The organism is Sphaerochaeta sp. S2, from assembly GCF_016406725.1.
Taxonomy (GTDB): domain Bacteria; phylum Spirochaetota; class Spirochaetia; order Sphaerochaetales; family Sphaerochaetaceae; genus Sphaerochaeta.
This window is the reverse complement of the sequence record NZ_JAEKNT010000276.1, coordinates 1-19,657: the sequence shown is the minus strand read 5'-3', so window position 1 is coordinate 19,657 and position 19,657 is coordinate 1. Positions and strand designations below refer to the sequence as shown.

At 49.8% G+C, this 19,657-nt stretch carries 22 protein-coding genes; 16 read left to right on the top strand and 6 right to left on the bottom strand.

What is annotated here, in order from left to right:
- The first annotated feature begins 71 nt into the window (after positions 1-71).
- The 4 genes from JF818_RS07925 to rsmA are packed head-to-tail and all read left to right on the top strand — an operon-like array spanning position 72 to position 4,830.
- Positions 72-1,784 carry a phospho-sugar mutase gene (locus JF818_RS07925; protein WP_198891484.1) on the top strand — a complete coding sequence of 571 codons (1,713 nt, stop codon included), beginning with the start codon at positions 72-74 and terminating at the stop codon, positions 1,782-1,784.
- Positions 1,781-2,554, top strand: a complete 774-nt coding sequence (locus JF818_RS07920; protein ID WP_198891483.1) for a hypothetical protein — start codon at positions 1,781-1,783, stop codon at positions 2,552-2,554. Before JF818_RS07925 ends, JF818_RS07920 begins: the two co-directional genes overlap by 4 nt.
- A gap of 37 nt (positions 2,555-2,591) precedes the next feature.
- A complete protein-coding gene (locus tag JF818_RS07915) occupies positions 2,592-4,070 on the top strand; it encodes a ComEC/Rec2 family competence protein (RefSeq protein ID WP_198891482.1) in 1,479 nt (492 codons plus the stop codon).
- Positions 3,952-4,830: a 16S rRNA (adenine(1518)-N(6)/adenine(1519)-N(6))-dimethyltransferase RsmA gene (gene rsmA / locus JF818_RS07910; protein WP_198891481.1), complete on the top strand. Its 879-nt coding sequence runs from the start codon at positions 3,952-3,954 to the stop codon at positions 4,828-4,830. Before JF818_RS07915 ends, rsmA begins: the two co-directional genes overlap by 119 nt.
- Here rsmA and JF818_RS07905 read toward each other — a convergent pair.
- Together JF818_RS07905 and pta are read right to left on the bottom strand one after the other, a co-directional pair.
- On the bottom strand, positions 4,796-6,193 hold the full coding sequence (locus JF818_RS07905; RefSeq protein ID WP_198891480.1) for an MATE family efflux transporter: 1,398 nt from the start codon (positions 6,191-6,193) through the stop codon (positions 4,796-4,798). The two genes, rsmA and JF818_RS07905, sit on opposite strands and share 35 nt — an antisense overlap.
- 93 nt (positions 6,194-6,286) lie before the next feature.
- Positions 6,287-7,288, bottom strand: coding sequence for a phosphate acetyltransferase (gene pta / locus JF818_RS07900; protein ID WP_198891479.1), 1,002 nt, complete (start codon positions 7,286-7,288; stop codon positions 6,287-6,289).
- Positions 7,289-7,425: 137 nt separating this feature from the next.
- Here pta and JF818_RS07895 point away from each other — a divergent pair, with 137 nt between their 5' ends.
- From JF818_RS07895 to JF818_RS07885, 3 genes are read left to right on the top strand one after another with little or no spacing between them, the layout of a single operon-like run.
- On the top strand, positions 7,426-8,175 hold the full coding sequence (locus tag JF818_RS07895) for a prephenate dehydrogenase/arogenate dehydrogenase family protein (protein WP_233066797.1): 750 nt from the start codon (positions 7,426-7,428) through the stop codon (positions 8,173-8,175).
- Positions 8,172-9,491, top strand: a complete 1,320-nt coding sequence (gene mtaB, locus JF818_RS07890) for a tRNA (N(6)-L-threonylcarbamoyladenosine(37)-C(2))-methylthiotransferase MtaB (protein ID WP_198891477.1) — start codon at positions 8,172-8,174, stop codon at positions 9,489-9,491. The genes JF818_RS07895 and mtaB overlap by 4 nt, the downstream gene beginning before the upstream one ends.
- Positions 9,469-10,038 (top strand): GNAT family N-acetyltransferase, encoded by a 570-nt coding sequence (locus tag JF818_RS07885; protein WP_198891476.1) that lies wholly within the window; start codon positions 9,469-9,471, stop codon positions 10,036-10,038. The genes mtaB and JF818_RS07885 overlap by 23 nt, the downstream gene beginning before the upstream one ends.
- Here the strand turns inward: JF818_RS07885 and epsC are convergent.
- Both epsC and JF818_RS07875 read right to left on the bottom strand, forming a co-directional pair.
- Positions 10,031-10,951, bottom strand: a complete 921-nt coding sequence (epsC, locus tag JF818_RS07880) for a serine O-acetyltransferase EpsC (protein WP_198891475.1) — start codon at positions 10,949-10,951, stop codon at positions 10,031-10,033. The genes JF818_RS07885 and epsC overlap by 8 nt on opposite strands.
- Positions 10,952-10,991: 40 nt before the next feature.
- On the bottom strand, positions 10,992-11,534 hold the full coding sequence (locus JF818_RS07875; protein WP_198891474.1) for a biotin transporter BioY: 543 nt from the start codon (positions 11,532-11,534) through the stop codon (positions 10,992-10,994).
- An 83-nt stretch (positions 11,535-11,617) separates the two neighbouring features.
- Between JF818_RS07875 and JF818_RS07870 the strand changes: the two genes are divergently transcribed.
- Positions 11,618-12,580 carry a biotin--[acetyl-CoA-carboxylase] ligase gene (locus JF818_RS07870; protein ID WP_198891473.1) on the top strand — a complete coding sequence of 321 codons (963 nt, stop codon included), beginning with the start codon at positions 11,618-11,620 and terminating at the stop codon, positions 12,578-12,580.
- A gap of 47 nt (positions 12,581-12,627) precedes the next feature.
- Positions 12,628-14,394, top strand: a complete 1,767-nt coding sequence (argS, locus tag JF818_RS07865) for an arginine--tRNA ligase (protein WP_198891472.1) — start codon at positions 12,628-12,630, stop codon at positions 14,392-14,394.
- A gap of 2 nt (positions 14,395-14,396) precedes the next feature.
- Here argS and JF818_RS07860 read toward each other — a convergent pair whose 3' ends face one another.
- On the bottom strand, positions 14,397-14,957 hold the full coding sequence (locus tag JF818_RS07860; RefSeq protein WP_233066794.1) for a TetR/AcrR family transcriptional regulator: 561 nt from the start codon (positions 14,955-14,957) through the stop codon (positions 14,397-14,399).
- A 158-nt stretch (positions 14,958-15,115) separates the two neighbouring features.
- Here JF818_RS07860 and rplU point away from each other — a divergent pair, with 158 nt between their 5' ends.
- From rplU to rsfS, 7 genes are read left to right on the top strand one after another with little or no spacing between them, the layout of a single operon-like run.
- Positions 15,116-15,430 (top strand): 50S ribosomal protein L21, encoded by a 315-nt coding sequence (gene rplU / locus JF818_RS07855; RefSeq protein ID WP_198891470.1) that lies wholly within the window; start codon positions 15,116-15,118, stop codon positions 15,428-15,430.
- 12 nt (positions 15,431-15,442) lie between these two features.
- Positions 15,443-15,694, top strand: coding sequence for a 50S ribosomal protein L27 (gene rpmA / locus JF818_RS07850; RefSeq protein WP_117329721.1), 252 nt, complete (start codon positions 15,443-15,445; stop codon positions 15,692-15,694).
- Positions 15,695-15,721: 27 nt separating this feature from the next.
- Positions 15,722-16,798, top strand: a complete 1,077-nt coding sequence (gene obgE / locus JF818_RS07845) for a GTPase ObgE (protein ID WP_198891469.1) — start codon at positions 15,722-15,724, stop codon at positions 16,796-16,798.
- 9 nt (positions 16,799-16,807) lie between these two features.
- Positions 16,808-17,446 (top strand): nicotinate (nicotinamide) nucleotide adenylyltransferase, encoded by a 639-nt coding sequence (gene nadD / locus JF818_RS07840; RefSeq protein WP_198891468.1) that lies wholly within the window; start codon positions 16,808-16,810, stop codon positions 17,444-17,446.
- On the top strand, positions 17,415-17,999 hold the full coding sequence (gene yqeK, locus JF818_RS07835) for a bis(5'-nucleosyl)-tetraphosphatase (symmetrical) YqeK (RefSeq protein WP_198891467.1): 585 nt from the start codon (positions 17,415-17,417) through the stop codon (positions 17,997-17,999). The genes nadD and yqeK overlap by 32 nt, the downstream gene beginning before the upstream one ends.
- Positions 17,996-18,571 (top strand): hypothetical protein, encoded by a 576-nt coding sequence (locus JF818_RS07830; protein ID WP_198891466.1) that lies wholly within the window; start codon positions 17,996-17,998, stop codon positions 18,569-18,571. The genes yqeK and JF818_RS07830 overlap by 4 nt, the downstream gene beginning before the upstream one ends.
- 35 nt (positions 18,572-18,606) lie before the next feature.
- Complete coding sequence (gene rsfS, locus JF818_RS07825) at positions 18,607-18,963, top strand: ribosome silencing factor (RefSeq protein ID WP_198891465.1); 357 nt, start codon at positions 18,607-18,609, stop codon at positions 18,961-18,963.
- A 1-nt stretch (position 18,964) separates the two neighbouring features.
- Here rsfS and JF818_RS07820 read toward each other — a convergent pair.
- Positions 18,965-19,657: substrate-binding domain-containing protein (locus tag JF818_RS07820; protein WP_198891464.1), on the bottom strand; the 693-nt coding region annotated here is incomplete at its 5' end.

Here is a 19,657-nt window from a genome sequence, read left to right as displayed (position 1 = left end):
GAAGGAAGAACTGCAAGCACTTCCTGGCTCTGTGGTTGTCGATACGGTAGATGAATTGGAGGATGCAATCTATGGCGTACAATGAGAAAGATCTGAGAAGCAAGGCTGAAGCCTATCTACAAGCAGAGGACCAGCAGGTATTCAGGGAAGCTGTCGAACAAGAACTTGCAGATGGGAACTGGGAAGCGCTGTATGATCGTTTCTATACCAGCCTTTCCTTCGGAACCGCAGGAATGAGGGGAGTCATTGGTGGTGGCACCAACCGAATCAATACCTACATGGTTCGAAAAGTCACCCAAGGTTTGAGTGAGTATCTCTGTGAGGCTTCCGGCAACCCTTCAGTGGTCATCGCATACGACAGTCGTAACTATAGTGACCTATTTGCCAATGAAGCAGCTCTGGTGCTTGCAGCAAATGGGGTTTCTGTTTTTCTCTATCCTGTGCTGCACCCCGTCCCGATGCTCAGCTTTGCGGTACGCTATCTGCAAACCACTGCCGGTATTGTGATTACCGCCAGCCATAATCCGTCTCAGTACAACGGTTACAAGGTTTACTGGAAGGATGGGGGACAGGTAACACCACCCCATGATTTTGGAATTGCTGAACGCGCAAATGCGGTGAAAGCAAAGGATATCAAGAAGATCAGCGTTGAAAGTGCCCGTTCCAAAGGGTTGCTCGTACCTGTTCCTGAAAAGGTCGACCAAGCATATTTTCACACTGCTTTGCAGAATCTGAGACGTCCGGCCTTGGTGCAGAATAATCCGATTACGGTCGTATACACCCCTCTGCATGGTTCAGGCAATCTTCCTTTGCAGCATCTGCTCTCCCAGGTTGGGATCAAATGTGTGGTTGTGGAGGAGCAACAGGAACCGGATGGGAACTTCCCAACCGTTCCCTTGCCCAATCCGGAACATCCAGAGGCGATGAAAATGGCCCTGGCGCTTGCAAAGCACGAGAAAGCTGACATTGTACTGGGAACCGACCCTGATGCAGACCGACTGGGGATCGCCATTCCTCTTTCTGAAAAGAAAGACGTTTATCATCTACTCACGGGTAACCAGATTGCTGTATTGCTTGCCGATTACCTGATGGGGGCCGATCGTGAAAATCAAGAGAAGAAAACCCCTCTGGTGGTGAAGAGTCTGGTCACCACTGATTTGGTGAAGAGAATTGTCGAGAGCCAAGGGGGACGATGCAAGGATGTTCTCACTGGTTTCAAATATATTGCAGAGGAGATTGCTTCTCTGGAAGGTCCGAAAGGAGAGCGTGAATATTTCCTTTTCGGATGTGAAGAGAGCTACGGATACCTGACCCTTCCCCAGGTACGTGACAAGGATGCCATCAGCAGCGCTCTCATGAGCGTTGAGATGATGTGCCACTGGTCCAGCAAAGGACTGACCCTCAAGGATCGATTGGATCAGATTTATGATACATGGGGGTTCTCTACAGAATCGGTCTTTGCAAAGGACTATGAAGGAGCATCAGGGAAGGAGAAGATGGCTCAGATAATGGCCGGGCTGCGAAAACTCAATGAGGGTGATGAGCTGGCCGGGCATACAATTACCAGCAAGCAGGATCTGCTTGACGGCAAACAAACAGAATTTCCTCCCAGTGATGTCCTTATCCTCTTCCTGGAGGGTGGAGACAAGATAGTGGTACGACCAAGTGGAACTGAACCAAAAATCAAATACTACTTCTTCTTCTCTGCGGAGGGAACAGACCGTACCGAGTTCGAACAGAACCTGGGTAAACGGATAGACGCATATAAGGCGGCCCTCTCGTGATTACTTGCTATTTACTGCAACGACAAGACAAGGAAAATCTCACACTCTCCCCCTACCTTGATACCAACCGGGTAGGGAACTGGAGTGAAGATGAGCAGGTTGTGCTCAAGAGTAGTGGAATGCTGACAAAAAGCCAGAAGGATGAAGTTTCCTATGCACTCTATGCTGCCATTGATTTCAGTGTCGATCGCTGGATCCAGAACAAGCAGTATATCCCAAGGCTCTTGATCTCGGCAGTTGTGTTCACCGCTTCCTATTTCTTCATGTCATTGGCGATCAGGGATCCTCTTCCCATGGTTGATGAACTGCTCATCAGCGGTGGTCTGGTGGTGCTTGCCTGGAGTTATCTTGCCAAGAAGGACACTCGCTCATCTGTCGCGCAAAGAAGGCGCTATGAGCTGAAGTTGCGCTGTGGGGAGAGAGAACAGGAAATCGATGAACAGTTGTTTGCTGTTGAATCGTTTCTTGATGAAGCTTCTTCTACCGATCCTCTTGAACTTTCCAACAGTCTTGCCTTGGTCTCCTCGGAGCCTCTCAAACCAATCAGCTATGATGGTTCGAATGAGACGCTGAAAGAACTAGGGGACTTATTGGCTCGGTACCTAAGCCTCTACAACAAGAGTCTCTACAGGATGGCACTGAAAGTTCACAATCAACGGATGCAACGTAAAAAAGATGAGCGTCTTGCTGCACGTCTGTTTCACCAAAGCATGCAGAAGAGACTGGATATCGGCCTACTTGCCTTGATGGTTTCACTTATGGAACTGTAGCTGAAGTAGAAATCAACCCGTGGGGTCTTCCTTGTATATGGAAGACCTTTTTCATCCATTGAAACTCTTGCTCCCTGTATTCACACTGGCTATCTATTTGGCCTGCCGTGGGTCAGGTCTTTTCGCCTATCCCCTGCTGGTAGGAGTGGTCTTGGGTATCCTTGTGCTCATTGTGGCGCCATCCTTTCCCTCCTGCTCAAGATCCCTGATCATAATTACATCCCTCGTGTACTGCTTTTACCTGTTGTTGGGTAGAGGCGTTGCCAGCAGTACTCCATCCTTTGCAATTCCCCAGGATAGAATCGTGAGCTTGGAAGGAACCTTGCAGGAGGATTCATCACTGTCCCGGAGTAACGACCAGCTACTGCGTCTGACATTGACAGGGTGTGCAGCCAAAGGGGGCTATGGGGGAAGTGCATCCGGTGTTATGCCGGTTTTGGTTCCAGTAGAAGAGGTATTGGTAGCTTCCAGTACTGTCCAAGTTTGGGGGCAGTGGGACGATACAAGATCAGTCTTCTATGCGGGGGATATACAGGTACTTGAGATCCCTCCTTTTGCATTAGGGCGACGTGCCATGCTTGAACGCTTGCAAGGACGCCTGGACGTGTGTATCGAGGATGCACAGGTAAGGGCTCTTGCTTCCCTTCTCCTTTTGGGGCAGTTGAGCGGTGAATCCTTCGCTCTCAAGGACAAGGCAATCCTCTGTGGATGTGCCCATATCCTTGCCCTATCTGGAATGCACCTGCATTTTTTTATTTTGCTTGCAGGTATAGGGGCCAAGCGTCTCTTCGGTCCCTACTGGGGCAAGCGTTTTGCACTCATCGTCCCCTGCCTCTATGTAATGGCTGTGGGGCCGAAACCTTCATTACTCAGAGCATTGGGTATGTACTTGTTTCAATTGGGGCCCTTTGCGAAACAGTTTCCTCTGCTCATTCCTTTCTATCTAACTGGGTTTCTGCAAGTATGGCTCTTCCCCAACTCGGTTATGCATTTTGCATTTCTCTACAGTTATGTTGCCTTTGCCATGATACTCTTCGGCAGCGGGTTGCCTCCATTGCCCCTTATAAGCACAGCGCTTGCTGTTCTTGGCACAGGCCCTGCCAGTATGATGCTTACTGGGTACTGGAATCCTGCAGGCTTGCTCTATAGTGTCCCTGCAACCCTCCTGATCAATCTTGCCATGTTGTTCAGTTTCCTCTCACTCTTGTGTGGTCCCTGGTGTTCATATCCTCTTAACCTTGTGTATCGGGGAGTGGATGCATTGCTCACCTTTGGTAGTGAGCAGATCTGGATGCTGTCATGGGGGAGCTATGCGCTCTTTGTGCTTGTTCTGTTGACCTCGCTTATCGCAATTGGCTATGCTAAGCGAGTCTTGCAAACAAAACGAAGGAGAGAGTATGCGTTGGAACTTTGCCTACGATTCGCCACATGCGATCAGCGATCTGTTGCAGAAAGAGGGACTGGCAATGACCAAGAAATTTGGACAGAACTTCCTGATCTCGAAACCGGTCCGTGAACGCATCGTCTCACTCCTTGAACCACTGGAGAATACTACGGTTTGGGAAGTCGGTCCTGGGATAGGCTCCCTTACCGCGTTGCTCCTAGAAAGAGGGGCAGCGGTTACTGCTTTCGAGATTGATCATGGGTTCTGCAGAATTCTCAGAGACCATGCATTCGTTGAGGACCCTGATTTCCATCTTGTTGAAGGTGATGCCTTGAAGACCTTGCCAAAGACTTTTGGGGAGCAATCTCTACCTGAAAGAATCTGTGGCAATCTTCCCTATAATGTAGGATCAGTGGTGATCGCGAAAATCCTTGAGGAAGGGTACCGTATCCCACAGATGGTCTTTACCCTGCAAAAAGAGGTGGTTGACCGTCTCTGTGCATCTCCAGGGTCAAAGATGTGGTCATCATTCTCGCTTCTTGCCCAGATGGATTATGAGGTGACCCAATCGTTTGTCATCAATGCAGGAGCATTTTTCCCTAAACCCAATGTCACCAGCAGTGTTGTGCACTTTACTCTGAGAGAGGAGAGTTTGGTCAAGGATGAGTTGCGTCCACATTTCTTGTTAGTCATCAGGGACTTGTTTGCCCAACGTAGAAAGACGGTGAAAAATAATCTGATGGGTGGAAAGATTGGTGCACTGCTGGGTAAGGAAGGGGTGGCATCTCTGCTTGCTGCGAGCAATATTGATCCGTCCCTCAGGGCTGAAGCATTTTCTTGGCCCCAGTTCCTCTCCCTTAGTGAGACTCTCTCCAACTATCAAGCCACGTAAAACGGCGATAGCGTACAAGACAGATGATTCCCCTGATATTCAGGTCAGCGACCATTGCAAGCCAGATACCCATGAGTGCAAGATTGGTTGTACTCAGCAACAGGTAGGCAAGGGGGAGTCGGATCAACCACATCCCGGTTACCGCAATATGAAATGGCCCTTTGGTATCTCCCGCACCACGAAGTACCCCAAACACAAGAATGGAGAGGCCGAAGGCAGGCTCGGCGAAAGCTTCCAGGCGCAATACCCGGGATCCAAGTGCGATGACCTGGGCATCACGGGTGAAAAAACTCATTAAAAGTGGGGCAAACAGGTAGAGGATTACTCCCATAAGTGTCATCAGGAGTGTTCCCATCGCAACACAGGTGCTTGCAAAACGGCGGGCAAGTTGTTTGTCTTCACTGCCCAATGATTGGGCGACCAAGGTGGTGGCTGCGGTGGCGAAGCCACTTGCCGGCAGGTAGGTCATTGACTCTGCATTGATCGCCAGGAAGTGTGCAGCAAGGGCAGTGGTTCCCAATGTCCCAACCATTTTTGTGTAAACAATCTGGCCGAATGAGAGCGTCGATCGTTCAAGTGCCATCGGAAGAGCGAGGCGAAGCGAGCTCTTGAGAATGGCGGTATCAAATTTCCAACTCCCTTTCAGTGAAAGACGGATAGGGTTGCTTGTGGTAAGCAATATCCCAAAAAGCAGGATGCTGGTGACTGTGCAACTGATACTGGTTGCCATCGCAGCACCCTTTACCCCGAGTCCAAGACCAGGAAGAGTAACTACTCCCAAAGGGATGCTTGGGAAGATGAAGAAGAGATTGAGAAGGATGTTCATGAGATTGTTCAGGCCATTGAGATAGAGCGGCGTCCTGGAGTCCCCACTGAGGCGAAGCAGGGTACTGATGAGAATCATGAGGAGATTCGGAAGGTACCCCAAGGCAATATAGTGGAAGTACTGCTGTGCCAACGGTTCCACCGCTGCCTCAGCACCTATCCATGAGGGAAGTCTTCTTGCAATGATGAGAAAGGAGAAGGTCAGGAACAATCCAAAAAAGAGAGAGGATAGGATTGCCTGTCGGGTGATGAGACGGGCTCTGTCAGTCTTGCCGCTGCCAAGGTTGCGTGCCATCAACACAGCGAAGCCGATGGCAAACGCGTTCATCCACCCATTCACCAGCCAGATGGTTGAGGCTGGAACCGAAACTGCTGCAGTCGCCTGGGCACCAAGAGAGCCCACCATGGCTGAATCGACATAGGTTACGGTGACCTGGAGGAACTGTTCAAGGATGGTAGGCCAGGCGAGAGCCCAGATGATGGTTCTCGCAGGAAGCGATCGATCGAGAAGATTCAATGGTTTTGTACTTCTGAGCATGCCTTGTCTACCCTTGGAGACGTGGCAATCGTATAGAAAAGCATGGAACGTGACAAGGGCGGGAAAAGGAAATTCCCGCCCTCTCTATGAAACTTAGATGCTTGCTGCCTGTGCAAGTGTGATTGCACTGGTTACCACGATATCCTCAACGGAACACCCACGGCTGAGATCACTGATCGGCTTGGCAAATCCCTGGAGGATTGGGCCATAGGCCTCAGCTCCAGCAAGGCGCTGCACAAGCTTGTAGCCGATATTTCCAGCCTGGAGGTCCGGGAAGATCAGGGTATTGGCACCACCGGCGACGTTGGATCCAGGAGCCTTGCTCTTGGCAACACTGGGGACAATGGCTGCATCGAGCTGCAACTCCCCGTCAATCTGCAACTCAGGAAGCTTTTCCTTGACCAGATTGGTAGCGGTAACCACCTTGTCGACCAAATCACCCTTTGCAGAGCCCTTGGTTGAGTAGCTGAGCATGGCAACCTTTGCCTCGGTGTTGAGGAAGGTCTTACAGGATAGGGCAGAAGCTTCTGCAATCTCAGCCAGCTGTTCAGCTGTTGGGTTGGGGATGGTGGCACAGTCGGCGAAGATGAATGAGCCGTTTGCCCCATATTCGCTCTTGTCTGTTGCCATGACGAAACATGAGGATGCAAACTTGATCCCGGGCTTGGTCTTGATGATCTGGAAGGCAGCAAGAAGCACATTGCCGGTTGTGTTCTCCGCGCCGGCAACCATTGCATCAGCCTTTCCCAGGCGGACCATCATGGCTCCCCAGCGAAGAGGGTCTATGATGCCTTCATATGCTTCATCTTCGCTCATTCCTTTATGCTTTCTAAGCTCGTGGTATTCTTTGGCAAAAGATGCACGATCTTCACTGGAAGAGGGGTCTACAATTGAGATGCCTTCAAGTGAGGTCTTTACTGCTTCTGCAGCTTTCTTCACTGCATCCACTGCACCGACCAAGATGACTGATTTGGCCAGTTTTTCATCGATAATCTTCCTTGCGGCCTGGATGGTTCTGCTCTCAGTACCCTCGGCCAGGATGAGATTTTTCTGGGCCTCGATTGCTTGGGCCTTCATTTTTTCTGCAAACGTCATGGTTATGCTCCTTGACAGGTTAGATTAGATAGTACCAGATCAGTGTATCATGTTAGAATCTCTTAGAAAAGGCTCGATGGTTGGGCATTCCAGTCTCCTCCTTGCCCGTTTTATTGCTTTCCAGTACAATGCGGTTCATGAAAGAGAGCATGCGCATCGGAGTATATGGACTTGGACGATTTGGATCCTTCTGGGCCAAGGAGTTAGCCGGACATGGGTTTGAGGTAATCGCCTACAGTAGACGGAATAAAACCGTTCCCCCAGGGGTGCGTCTTGGGAGTGAGGAAGAAGTCCTTACCTGTTCTGCTTTGTTCTACTGTGTCTCAATCAGCGCCTTCAAGGACGTGTTGACACGAACCGCTGGAAATATCGGGAAGGACACTGTGGTGATGGACACCTGTTCGGTTAAGCTGTATCCAGCAAAGGTTATGCAGGATCTGCTACCTTCCTCTGTGCAAAGCATAGCAACCCACCCAATGTTTGGCCCTGATTCCGGCAAGAATGGGGTGAAAGGCCTTCCCTTGGTAATCTGTCCGGTCAATTGCAAGACCGAGACGCTCTCCTGGTGGGTGGATGAGTTTGCCCGTTGGGGCCTCGATGTTATGCATATGAGCTGCGACCAGCACGACCGTGAGGCTGCCTGGTCACAGGGGATTACCCACTTTGTCGGGCGAACGCTCTCTGAACTCTCCCTTGGCGATACCAAACTTGCGACCAAGGGATACAGGACCCTTATGAGTGTTGTGGAGCAGACCTGCAATGATCCAATGCAGCTGTTCTATGACCTGCAACGTTACAATCCGTATGCAAAGCAGATGCGTATGGGGCTCAAAGGAGCCCTCGATACGGTCATGGAGGTCCTGAAGAAGCAGGAGGAAATTGAGTGAATGTGTGTGTATATACCTTGGGATGTCGGCTGAACCAGTGCGAAAGTGAAGCAATAGCCGATTCATTTTCCAAGGAAGGCTTCACCGTGGTCTCTGAAGACCAAGGTGCTGATCTATATATTGTCAATACGTGTACTGTTACCAGCAAAGCAGAACAGAAAGCAAGAAGGATGATCCGCAAGTTTGCGAGAATTGCCCCAACCCTTGCCACGGGTTGTTATGCCCAGGTCAATGAGGAAGAGCTGAAGGCTCTCAGTGACCAGGTAATAGTGGTTCCCCTGGAAAAGAAGGCGCATCTTCTCCAGCTTGCAAAGCATCTGAAAGCCTCTCTGGTCTCTGGTATGAGCATGAAGGAAGGGTGTCTTTCCTTCAGCGATGGAAAAGCCTCCGTCTTTGACTATGATGCGGCCTCTTTCTCCTACCATAGCAGAGCGTACCTGAAAATCCAGGATGGGTGCGACAACAGTTGTGCCTATTGTCGTGTACATATTGCACGAGGAAAGGCGGTGAGCCTTGATTCCAGTCTGGTCATCGAGCGTGCTCTGGCACTCGAGGAGGCTGGTTTCCAGGAGATCATGCTCACCGGTGTCAATCTTACCATGTATGATCATCAGGGAGATGGTTTGGGAGGGTTGCTTGAGAAGTTGCTCAGAGCACTTTCTGCAAATGTGAGACTTCGTCTCAGTTCCATGGAACCAGACCATATCGATGGTCGTCTGTTGGAAGCCTTGAAGGACCCAAGGATGCAACCACATTTTCACATTCCGGTGCAGAGTGGGAGCGATAGGGTTCTGCAACTCGTTGATAGGCATTATACCATCAGTGAACTGTCCTCAATTCTGGAACAGCTCAAACAGTCGAAGGATGACCCATTCCTCGCAGCTGATATCATTACCGGTCTTCCAGGGGAGAGTGAAGAGGATTTCCAGGAAACCAAGCAATTCATACTCAGCCAAGGATTCTCCATGTTGCATGTGTTCCCATTCTCACCACGACCCGATACCCCGCTGTATCATGCAAAACATCGCGTACCTGAAAAAATACGTGATGAACGGGCCCTTGAGCTCCGGGAACTCTCAAAGCAGTTGCATGACTCGTACAGAGAGAGACAACTGGGAAAAGAGAGTGAGGTAATCCTCCAAAACAGGAAGGGAGGGCACTGGTATGGGTTGAGCGGGAACTATCTGGAAGTAAAAGTAATAGATGCTCCTCCCTTCGCAAGGGAAGGAATGTTGGTGAAGGGACGCTTCAGTGACAAGCTGCCCAAAACAGGAAAAATGGAGTTTATTTCCTATGAAACGGCTATTCGCAACTGAACGTCTTGACGCCTATATCATTTCCAGATCGCTTGCCGGACCGTATCTGGCATATGAGAAGCGGAACAGGGAATTGTTTCGTCCCTACTCAATCATGCAGAAGGAGAGTTACTACACCTTGGGTTCTTTCCAGGATGTAGCGGACCGTCAGTTTACCCTCTATGAGGAGCATAGAATGCTCCCCTTGTTGTTTTTCGAGAAGGATAAAAGAAAGCATGTCATTGCCTTGGTGAGCCTAAACCAATTGGTATGGGGACCTTTTCGATCAGGAAAGATCAGCTATAGTGTGGATGGTGATAAGCTGCGTCAGGGCTATGGGTCAGAGGCAGTGAAGGGAATTATCGACTATGCGTTTGGGCAGCTTGGACTGCATCGCATCGAGGCCCATATCCAGCAGAACAATGGTGCGAGTCTTGCGTTTGCTGAGCACATAGGATTCCAAGCCGAAGGAGTGGCGAAGGGCTATCTATACAGGGATGGGGAGTGGGTGGACCATCTGCGCCTATCCCTGCTCAATGAACGTTTGGATATGTGCTCCTTCAGTTAGGACGACTTCTCAGTTCCCTTACTGTTATCTTGGGTTCCTGGATGGTGACCATGGTATTGGGAGCAACCGATTCCTTGATCCATACGTTGGAGCCTATTACTGCATTTTTCCCGATGGTAATATCTCCAAGGATAGTCGCGTTGGAGTAGATGGTTACATTGTCTTCAATTGAGGGGTGTCTTTTTGCTCCCCTGATCAGGCTTCCACAAGCATCTTTTGGAAAGCTCAGTGCACCAAGGGTGACCCCTTGGTAAAGCTTAACATTGTTTCCGATAACCGTGGTTTCCCCGATAACCACACCAGTTCCATGGTCAATGAAGAACGATGCTCCTATCTCTGCTCCCGGGTGGATATCGATACCGGTCTCCTTGTGAGCATACTCATTGAACATGCGAGGGATCAGGGGTACATCCATCTTGAATAGTTCATGTGCAATCCTGTGTATGGTAAGTGTCTTGATGCAGGGATAGGAGAGGATTACCTCCCTGATATTCCTTGCTGCAGGGTCCCCGTTGAACGCTGCCTTGGCATCCATCTTCAGCTGTATGCGGAGTTGGGGCAAGAGTTCACATAGCTTCCTGACCGTACTATCGGCTTTCTCCTGTGCTTTACACTCATCAAGCGAAGGGTCGTCGTACCGGTATGCGAGAAATATCTGGCTCTTCAGCTGTGTACAGACTTCCTTCATCTGTACGCTCAGGATTTCTTGCAGTCCCAGTTCAGCGCGGTCACGCCCACAACGGCCAGGAAACATCAGTTCAAGAAATTCATTGGAGATTTCCCCAATGGAGAGCATCTGTGGCAGTGGTTTCAAACCATGGAAATTCGCATTTCCTGCAACACGGTCGAAGGTCCCGTAGAATGCATCCACATAGGATGAAGCATCAAATTGTTGGTCTTTGCACGGTTTCATACAGCTACCATACGGTTCTTGTAGGCTTTTATGCAAGCACTTAGCCTAGGAACTGTGCAATCCTTGTATGTAACGTGCCCGCCAGATGTGTGGCAATGGCCAATTTCAATAGATCCCCAAGAATGAAAGGAAGCATGCCTGCCTGCAATGCTACCTTCCAGGAGAGGTTTCCCACAACTTTCAGGTAAGGGACTCCTGCAAGATAGATTACCAGTGTGGCCCCAATGCCAAGGAGAATGCACAACATTCTGAATCTTCCTGGGTGCTCATCTTTCCTGCGGTAGTTGCCGGCAAGACCTGCGAGAAAGGAGGCAGGAAGCAAACCGAAGAGGAATCCCCCAGTGGGGCCCAGGAGGATTCCCAAGCCGCCACCACTGCTGAAAACCGGCAAACCGATTGCTCCCAGCAGCAAGTAAATCGCTGTGCTGCCCAGCCCCACGGCTGGCCCACCGAGAAACCCCGCGAGCAGAACAAAGAGTGTCTGCAGGGTGATGGGGACAGGAGGGAGGGGGAACCTAAGATAGGCACCAACGATGATCAAGGCACTAAAAAGCGAGGTAAGCAGTAATCGTTTTTGTTGCATGGGGGGAGCGTAGCACAGTACGTTTTTAATTGTAAACAGCAAACAGGTTGACAATTGAAGAAGTGCACACTACCATCGGTTGCATGAATCATGCCCAAACATTGCTACACATTCTTTCTTCCAATCGGGATCGTCACCAGAGTGGTCAACAACTTGCTGATGAGATGGGGGTAAGCCGTACGGCTGTTTGGAAAGCCATGGAAACCTTACGTAACCAAGGTCATGTCATCGAGGGAATTCCCAATCGAGGGTATCGCTTGCTCACTTCCACCCTTTTATATTCCAAGGAACGTCTGCAGACCCTCCTTCCTTCCTGGGAGCTCCATCTATTCGATTCAATTGACTCAACCAATCGATATGCAAAAACATTGAAATCCAGAAAAGCCTTGGCTCTTGCCTGTCATCAGAGCGAGGGGAGGGGAAGGCTCTCAAGGAGCTTCTACAGCCCTCAGGGAGGTCTTTACCTCAGCCTCTTATTCCCTGCTGTATTTCCGCTATCTGATGCCTCCCTGATTACCAGTGCAGCTGCGGTGGCTGTCAGTGAGGCCATCGAGGAGATGTGTGGGAAGTACTGCCAGATCAAATGGGTCAATGATCTGTTCTATCAGAACCGAAAAGTCTGTGGCATCCTTACTGAAGGGGTGCTTGGAGTAGAGAGTGGACGTCTCACTGCGGTGGTGGTTGGTATCGGCCTTAACCTGTTCACCAAACGGGAAGCATTCGAGGATTCACTCAAGACAATAGCCACTTCTCTCTATGATGGAGAGGAGTCACTTCCCTCTGGATTCTCTGTGGATGCTCTTATCGCAAGCATGGTAAAAAAGCTGGAAGATTCCTTGGCTACCTTATCTGATCGCACCTTCCTCTCCGCATACCGCGATAGATCCTTGGTGATAGGACATGAGGTACGTGTGCATGCAGGGTCTGAGGAGTATATGGCCAGAGCCATTGCGATCGATGACGAAGCTCATCTGGTGGTTGAGAATGAGCATGGGGAGAGAAAGGTTCTCTCCAGCGGGGAAGTCAGCATCCACCTTGAAGTCTGACTTTGGTTTGTTGTATAGTCATTAGCTACAAATAAAGGAATGAAATAATGCTAGAAGCGGTACGTGAAACTTGGAAGAATCTTATCGAGCAGCAGTTGCACATCTATGCAGCTGAGATGTTGGGCGATGCCCCTGAATTGCCAGCATTGGCAGTACAGAGTCCTCCGAAGCCTGAGCTTGGTGATCTTGCTTTCCCACTCTTTGCCTATGCAAAGGTCCTGAGGACAGCTCCCCCTAAGCTTGCCTCTGAACTCAAGACCCGTATTGAACAGCTTGATGATCGTCCCTCTGGGGAGATTCTCTTGAGCGGACCGTACTTGAATGTCCGTATCGACATGGGTTCTGTTGCAACTGCTCTTTCAGAGCGTATAGCACAGGAGAAGGATCGTTATGGGAGCAGTGAATCACTCAAGGGCAAGAAGGTTACCATTGAGTTCAGCTGTCCCAATACCAACAAGCCTCTCCATCTGGGCCATATGCGTAATGACAGCCTGGGGGAGAGTGTTGCCGCCATACTGAAGGCAAATGGTGCTGAGGTCCGCAAGGTAAACCTTATCAATAACCGCGGGGTGCATATTTGCAAGTCAATGCTTGCTTACCAGAAGTTCGGCAATAACGAGACTCCTGAATCCAGTGGTATCAAGGGAGACCATCTCGTTGGTAAGTACTATGTCAAGTTTGCTTCTTGGGCAAAAGAGGATTCCTCCGCTGAGGGGCAAGCCCAGGAGATGTTGCAGAAGTGGGAAAGTGGGGACCCTGAGGTGATGGCACTTTGGGAGAAGATGAACGGATGGACACTCGAGGGCCTCTCTGAAAGCTATGAGAAGATGGGAATCAGTTTTGATGCCTATTACTATGAGTCTGAGACCTACAAGTATGGTAAGGATGAGATCCTTAAAGGCCTTGAGAAGGGAGTCTTCTATCGTGAGGAGGACGGATCGGTATGGGTTGACCTGGAGCCGATCAAACTGGACAAGAAAGTGCTCCTGCGCAAGGATGGAACCAGCTTATATATGACCCAGGACGTAGGAACAGCCATCATGCGACACAAGGACTGGCCTTTCGATTCTTTGATCTATGTGGTTGCCAGCGAGCAGAGGTATCACTTCATGGTGCTCTTCTATGTGTTGCAGCTGTTGGGTTACTCCTGGGCTGATGATCTTCATCACCTCTCCTACGGCATGGTAAACCTGCCTGATGGAAAGATGAAGAGCCGTGAAGGAACCGTTGTTGATGCCGATGAGTTGGTTGATACCCTCACTTCCCTTGCACGTAACGAGATTCGTGAGAAAGAGCGTGAGGACCTTGTAGATGATGTGGACAAGACCAGCAGTGCCATTGCACTCGGTGCGCTGAACTACTACCTGCTGCAAGTCTCCCCGACCAAGGATATGATCTTCAATCCTGCCGAGTCAATCTCATTCAATGGAAATACAGGTCCCTACCTCCAGTACATGGGTGCAAGAATCTCGAGCATGCTCAGGAAGTATCAGGATGAAGAGTTTGCCGATTGCCATAAGATGAGTTTCGACAGCAGCTTGCTGACCCTCCCTGATGAGCGGGAACTTATCAAGCAGCTTGCACGGTATCAGGAAGTTGTTGAGAGGGCAGGCAGTGCATATGATCCCTCGGTTGTTTGCAGCTATCTCTATGATATCTCAAAGTTGTTCAGCCGCTGGTATCATGACAATCCGGTCCTGAAGGCTTCTTCCCGGTCCCTGGTTCGTTCCCGTATCGAACTGGTGAGTATGGTATTGCAGGTGATCAAGAATGCCTTCAGCCTGATTGGGGTTCCCTTCCTCTCTTCAATGTAATGTCATTGTGCACTATAGAGTGAGCAGAAACGGTTGATGAATCGTTCTTCCTCCCACTCAATGTCAGGATCGTCGTCCAGGAGTATCCTATAGAGGAAACGCTGGACGACACTGCTGAAACTCTGGATTGCAAGATCCAAATCCTCTATATCCAACCTACCACTATTGCTCAGGCTCTCCAGGACAATACTGCTCTGGCCTATGAGCATCTCGTCCAGTGTACGTTTGATGTTTGCTGCTTCCTCGTGGGTAAGAGCCTCACTTTCTATAATCCGGTAGAAGGAGCGCATAATCTCATCCTCATACAAATGATGCCAGTGAGCCATTGCCCTGCTTAGTACCTCATTTGCACTGCCTTCCAGGCTGATGGATCTCTTCTGTTTGTAGGCAAGTGTATTGCAGTAGGAGAAAAGCTCTGCAATCAATGCCTCCCTGCTCTGGAAATGGTGGAAGATTGCAGCCTTGCTGATGTTGTTTTGCTTTGCAAGCACACTGAGTGAGACCGCCTCAAGTCCTTGCTGAGAACCCAAATCCAATAAAGAGAGAATAAGTTGTTGCTTCATTGTGGTTGTGTGCATACTGTATAATAACCGAACGGTCGGTAAGTTTTCAATGCCTTTTTCTTTGTTTTTCAATCAATTAGATCAAAAAGGTTGTTGCAACAGATTTCCATTTTTGGTATAAGGGACAAGACAAATTAAATTGAAGGATGAATATCGACATGTACGCACTTGTAGAGATTCTCGGAAAGCAGTACAAGGCCGTCGAAGGTGAGACAGTCCAGGTTGATTATATCAGCCAGAATGAGGCCGGTTCCTCCCTTGAGTATGCCACCGTTCTCGCCATTGTGGATGAGAACAATGCAACGTTTGGCACCCCCTATGTAGCAGATGCAGTTGTGAAAGCAACGCTATTGGAGCACATCAAGGGTGACAAGATCAGAGTGTTCAAGAAAAAGCGCCGAAAGGGCTATACGAGAACCCAGGGTCACCGCCAGCGGTACTCCCTGATCACGATCGACAAGATCATTGCATAAGGAGGGCGAAAGATGGCACATAAGAAAGGTGGCGGTAGTTCCCGCAATGGTCGCGACTCCAATGCCCAGAGACTGGGTGTGAAGCGCTTTGGTGGACAGTTGGTCAAGGCAGGAGAAATCCTTGTTCGTCAGCATGGAACCAAGTTCCATCCTGGTGAGAATGTAGGCCTCGGTTCCGATTATACGTTGTTTGCAAAAGCTGAAGGTACCGTGCTGTTTCACAGCCGGAAGAACCGGAAGTACATCAGCATCGTAACTGAGTAAGTTAAAAAAGTAGAAGTAAACGAGATAATGTTTGGATTTTCAGACGAAACCTATCTTGATGTTGCCTCCGGAAACGGGGGCAACGGTTGTGTATCCTTTCGAAGGGAAAAATATGTTCCCAAGGGAGGCCCGGATGGCGGCGACGGCGGCCGTGGCGGGGATGTGGTATTCGTCGTCAAACATAATCTGAGAACCCTGGCCCATCTGAAATTGGTCCGCACCTATCGTGCGGAGAATGGAAGGAATGGCCAAGGAGACCGCTGCTATGGACGTGATGGTGCAGATATTGAGATACCGGTTCCTCCTGGGACGGTGATCAAGGATGCCCAGACTGGTGAGATCCTCAAGGACCTGACCGACGAAGAGCGGTGGGTGTTTCTCAAGGGTGGCAGGGGTGGCCAAGGTAATTGGCACTTCCGTACTGCAACCAGGCAAGCTCCCCGTTTTGCCCAGCCGGGTGAGAAGGGCGAGGAGATGCGCGTAGGCGTTGAGCTGCTTGTCATCGCCGATATCGGCTTTGTCGGCTTTCCCAATGCAGGAAAGTCAAGCTTGTTGAATATCCTGACCAATGCCCGCACCAAGGTGGCAGGTTACCCGTTCACCACCAAGATTCCCCAGTTGGGTATGATGCGATACGATGAACATGATATCGTATTGGCTGATATTCCTGGTTTGATTGAAGGGGCCAGTGAAGGTTCTGGAATGGGAATCAAATTCCTCAGACACATCAGCAGGACCAAGGGACTTGCCTTTCTCATTGACTTGAGTGATGAGCGATATCTTGATGCCTATGATATACTATGCAAGGAACTGGAGGCGTTCGAACCTGAACTGCTGAACAAGCATCAGGTGATCATCGGAACAAAGACCGATGAACCTGGAACCGGGGAACGACTGGAAGAGCTGAAGCAGAAGTATGCGGATAAAGAGGTCATCGGCCTTTGTGTGTATCTGGATCAAGGAGTTGATGCGGTCAAGCATGCATTTATCCGGATGGTGGAGAAGCAGGAATCGGCAAAGGATATATCCGCTGCCGATGAAGGTGGATTCACTGCCACCGTTGATCATGATGCTTACTACCCAGAGGACCCAGACGAGCTATAGGAGGAACCCTTGGCAGAAGCAGTACCCACGGCCCTCGTGGGAGGCAGTTTTGACCCGGTTCATCTTGGTCACCTGCACTTGGTACATACGGTGGCTTCCTCCACTGCATATAGACGATTTATCTTTGTCCCTGTTGCTCGGAACAACTTCAAGCGAAATGCAAATCCAGCGTCTGCAGAACACAGGATGGAGATGCTCCGTTTGGGTTTTGCTGCATATCCTGGTCTTTATCCTGAAGACCCTGAGATGGAATTCATCGCTGATGATTGTGAGATCAATCGTGGTGGAATATCCTACACCTATGACACCGTCAAGCATCTGTATCTCCAGTACAATATCAAGGGACGGCTTGCAGTGGTCATGGGTGATGATCTGCTCGGTGATCTCCAGAAGTGGCATGCCTATGAGCAGCTCAAGGAGTTGGTGACCTTTGTAGTCATCAGGCGGGAGGGGGAGAATGCTCCCTTCAGTGACCTTGCCGCAGATCTTGTGTATCTCGAGAATCCCCGGGTGGAAGATAGTTCAACCCAGATACGGGAAGCAGCGGGGATGCTTGGAGAAAAGGACTCATTGCCAGAACATATTTCACAGCTGATGCCTGAGGAGGTAGCTCACTATGTCGAGTCATTTCGACTCTACCGTACTTGAGCAAGAACTGTCAGAAACATTGTCTGCCAAGCGATACCAGCATAGTGTAGCTGTTGGGGAAACCTGTGTGCGGCTTCAGCATAGATATCATGAGACCTTTGATGAGAGGGAACTCTGCCAATGTGGTTTGATGCATGATATTGCACGGGATTGGAATGCCAAGAGGCTTATCCAATTCGCTGATGATCATCATCTACCATTGGAGAGCGAAGAGAAGGGTTGCGCTGTTTTATTGCACGCTCCCGTAGGAGCAGCTCTGCTACAGGAGCGTGGCTTTCCCGAACAACTCTGTATTGCTGTTCGCTATCACACAATCGGAAGCATATACATGGGAAGAATGGGGTTGCTTCTCTACATCGCTGACTATATCGAACCGAATAGGATGCATCTTGATGATGAGATGCGATCATCCTTGCTTGCTGAGCCGACCCTTGAGGCTTTATGTATCAGGATACTGGAAGCAGAGCGAGCACACTTGCTTACCAAGGGGAAGGTGGTCACCCACTCAGGGCTGGAGTTGCTTCATTTTCTCCAGGAAGGTGGCAAGCTGTGAGAAGAACAGGGGTGCTTCTGTTGATCATGGTTGTTCTCTTGTTTGCTGGATGTGCGCATGATCCATCTGATGCATATTATGGATTGTTCGAGGATGAGGCGGCCTTGATTGCCTTCGAAACGGGAGATACGCTGTTCCTTGTCATCTTGCCTTGGTCGGTGGTTGAAAACCAGGCTGATGGGAGCGGTAACACTCCCTCAAGGCTGCTGATGGAGCTAGGGGGATTGGATCCACTGGTTGTGGTGGAAGGGCAAGGAGAAGAGCTGTCCAGAATTCGGTCACTCCTGACCACACTGGTCGTCGATACCACCGATCGTACACGTGAGGAGGTCGATGGGCAGGCAATGTTGGAAGCACTGAAAGCAGGCGCTCCCTACTTGAGGAAATCTGGTTTGGCAGATACACTTTCCACCACCTGTCCTGGCTTGGATCCCTTCTTGTTGTTGCAGCGGATAGAACAATTTCGTGTGTATGATTTGAGAAGTGTACTGGAAGAAGAAATGGTTGTTGATTGGCAGCAACTGAAAAGCCATATGGGTCTGTATCTTGAACAGATTCAGACTGCACGATGAAACGTGTAAAGAACGAAACGTAGGAGTTTGTAGGAATGAATGATTTGGTACAGGCCAATGCGAATACTATTGGCCAGTTTCTGGAAGATCATAAGTGTAAGGATGTAAATATCCTCGATGTAACGCAGGAGTGCTCATGGGCAGACTGCTTCATCATTGCAACAGTAAGCAGTGTGGGGCATCTACGTGGTGTAACCCATGAACTCTGGGGTGCTTTGAATGAGCTGGGATTGGAAGTGACCAACCGGCACAAGAAGCCTGCAGGTGATGGTTGGGAGTTGATCGACTGTGGTGATATCATCATCCACTTGATGAGCAGTGAGCTCAGGGATTTCTATTCCCTCGAGAGACTCTGGCAGAAAAGAGAAAAAGAAGAAGAACAGGAGGAGTAGACTACTCCTCAATATTCTCCCGTATCTTGATGATGGTCTGGGTGATGGTGTCAACAATAGGATCTTGCTGGTTCATCAATTGGTTGAACAGTTTTTGGATGGCATCATATCCCTGCCTCTCTGGTTGCTGGCAGATGGTAAATGTAATAACCCCTTCTTTCACCAGTTCTCTGGTTACTGGAACGTCATCAAAACTGAAGGTTCTCAGTCTATCCTGCCTGCCAAGGTCCTTGACCGCTTGGCAGGCGCCCTGTACCCCGGCAGCCGTCAGATATATGCTGTTGATGTCCTCATGTTGTTCCAGACAGGAACGCGTTCGCTCATAGCCGATGGTATCATCGTCAAGGCTTTCCACGGTATCCACTACAATGTAGTCCGCTCCATGTTCCTGCAGTCCTTCTATGAATCCCCTGATACGCTCTTGGTGCCCTTTCATGTTAAAGGAACCGGTAACGATAAGGATTCGCTTCTGGGTCTTTCCGCATAACTGCAAGAGACCGCTGGCTGTTTTTCCTTCCAGATAGTAGTCTGGTCCCACATAAAAAAGACGGTGTGAGCTGTTAATATCAGTGTTAACCGTCACTACCGTAGTTCCGCTTTCTGCTATCCTGTCGATAGCCTCAATCACTGGCTGCACATCAAGGGTTGTAACACAGACTCCATCATAGTGCTTTGCTTCCAGATGCTTGAGCTC

Excerpts from the sequence above, each read along its gene's own strand:
- JF818_RS07925 (WP_198891484.1), top strand. The coding sequence starts at position 72 with ATGGCGTACAATGAGAAAGATCTGAGAAGCAAGGCTGAAGCCTATCTA.
- JF818_RS07915 (WP_198891482.1), top strand. The coding sequence starts at position 2,592 with ATGGAAGACCTTTTTCATCCATTGAAACTCTTGCTCCCTGTATTCACA.
- yqeK (WP_198891467.1), top strand. The coding sequence starts at position 17,415 with ATGTCGAGTCATTTCGACTCTACCGTACTTGAGCAAGAACTGTCAGAA.
- JF818_RS07860 (WP_233066794.1), bottom strand. The coding sequence starts at position 14,957 with ATGAAGCAACAACTTATTCTCTCTTTATTGGATTTGGGTTCTCAGCAA.
- JF818_RS07885 (WP_198891476.1), top strand. The coding sequence starts at position 9,469 with ATGAAACGGCTATTCGCAACTGAACGTCTTGACGCCTATATCATTTCC.
- obgE (WP_198891469.1), top strand. The coding sequence starts at position 15,722 with ATGTTTGGATTTTCAGACGAAACCTATCTTGATGTTGCCTCCGGAAAC.
- JF818_RS07895 (WP_233066797.1), top strand. The coding sequence starts at position 7,426 with ATGAAAGAGAGCATGCGCATCGGAGTATATGGACTTGGACGATTTGGA.
- rplU (WP_198891470.1), top strand. The coding sequence starts at position 15,116 with ATGTACGCACTTGTAGAGATTCTCGGAAAGCAGTACAAGGCCGTCGAA.
- argS (WP_198891472.1), top strand. The coding sequence starts at position 12,628 with ATGCTAGAAGCGGTACGTGAAACTTGGAAGAATCTTATCGAGCAGCAG.
- epsC (WP_198891475.1), bottom strand. The coding sequence starts at position 10,951 with ATGAAACCGTGCAAAGACCAACAATTTGATGCTTCATCCTATGTGGAT.
- rsmA (WP_198891481.1), top strand. The coding sequence starts at position 3,952 with ATGCGTTGGAACTTTGCCTACGATTCGCCACATGCGATCAGCGATCTG.
- JF818_RS07870 (WP_198891473.1), top strand. The coding sequence starts at position 11,618 with ATGAATCATGCCCAAACATTGCTACACATTCTTTCTTCCAATCGGGAT.
- rpmA (WP_117329721.1), top strand. The coding sequence starts at position 15,443 with ATGGCACATAAGAAAGGTGGCGGTAGTTCCCGCAATGGTCGCGACTCC.
- pta (WP_198891479.1), bottom strand. The coding sequence starts at position 7,288 with ATGACGTTTGCAGAAAAAATGAAGGCCCAAGCAATCGAGGCCCAGAAA.
- rsfS (WP_198891465.1), top strand. The coding sequence starts at position 18,607 with ATGAATGATTTGGTACAGGCCAATGCGAATACTATTGGCCAGTTTCTG.
- JF818_RS07875 (WP_198891474.1), bottom strand. The coding sequence starts at position 11,534 with ATGCAACAAAAACGATTACTGCTTACCTCGCTTTTTAGTGCCTTGATC.
- JF818_RS07905 (WP_198891480.1), bottom strand. The coding sequence starts at position 6,193 with ATGCTCAGAAGTACAAAACCATTGAATCTTCTCGATCGATCGCTTCCT.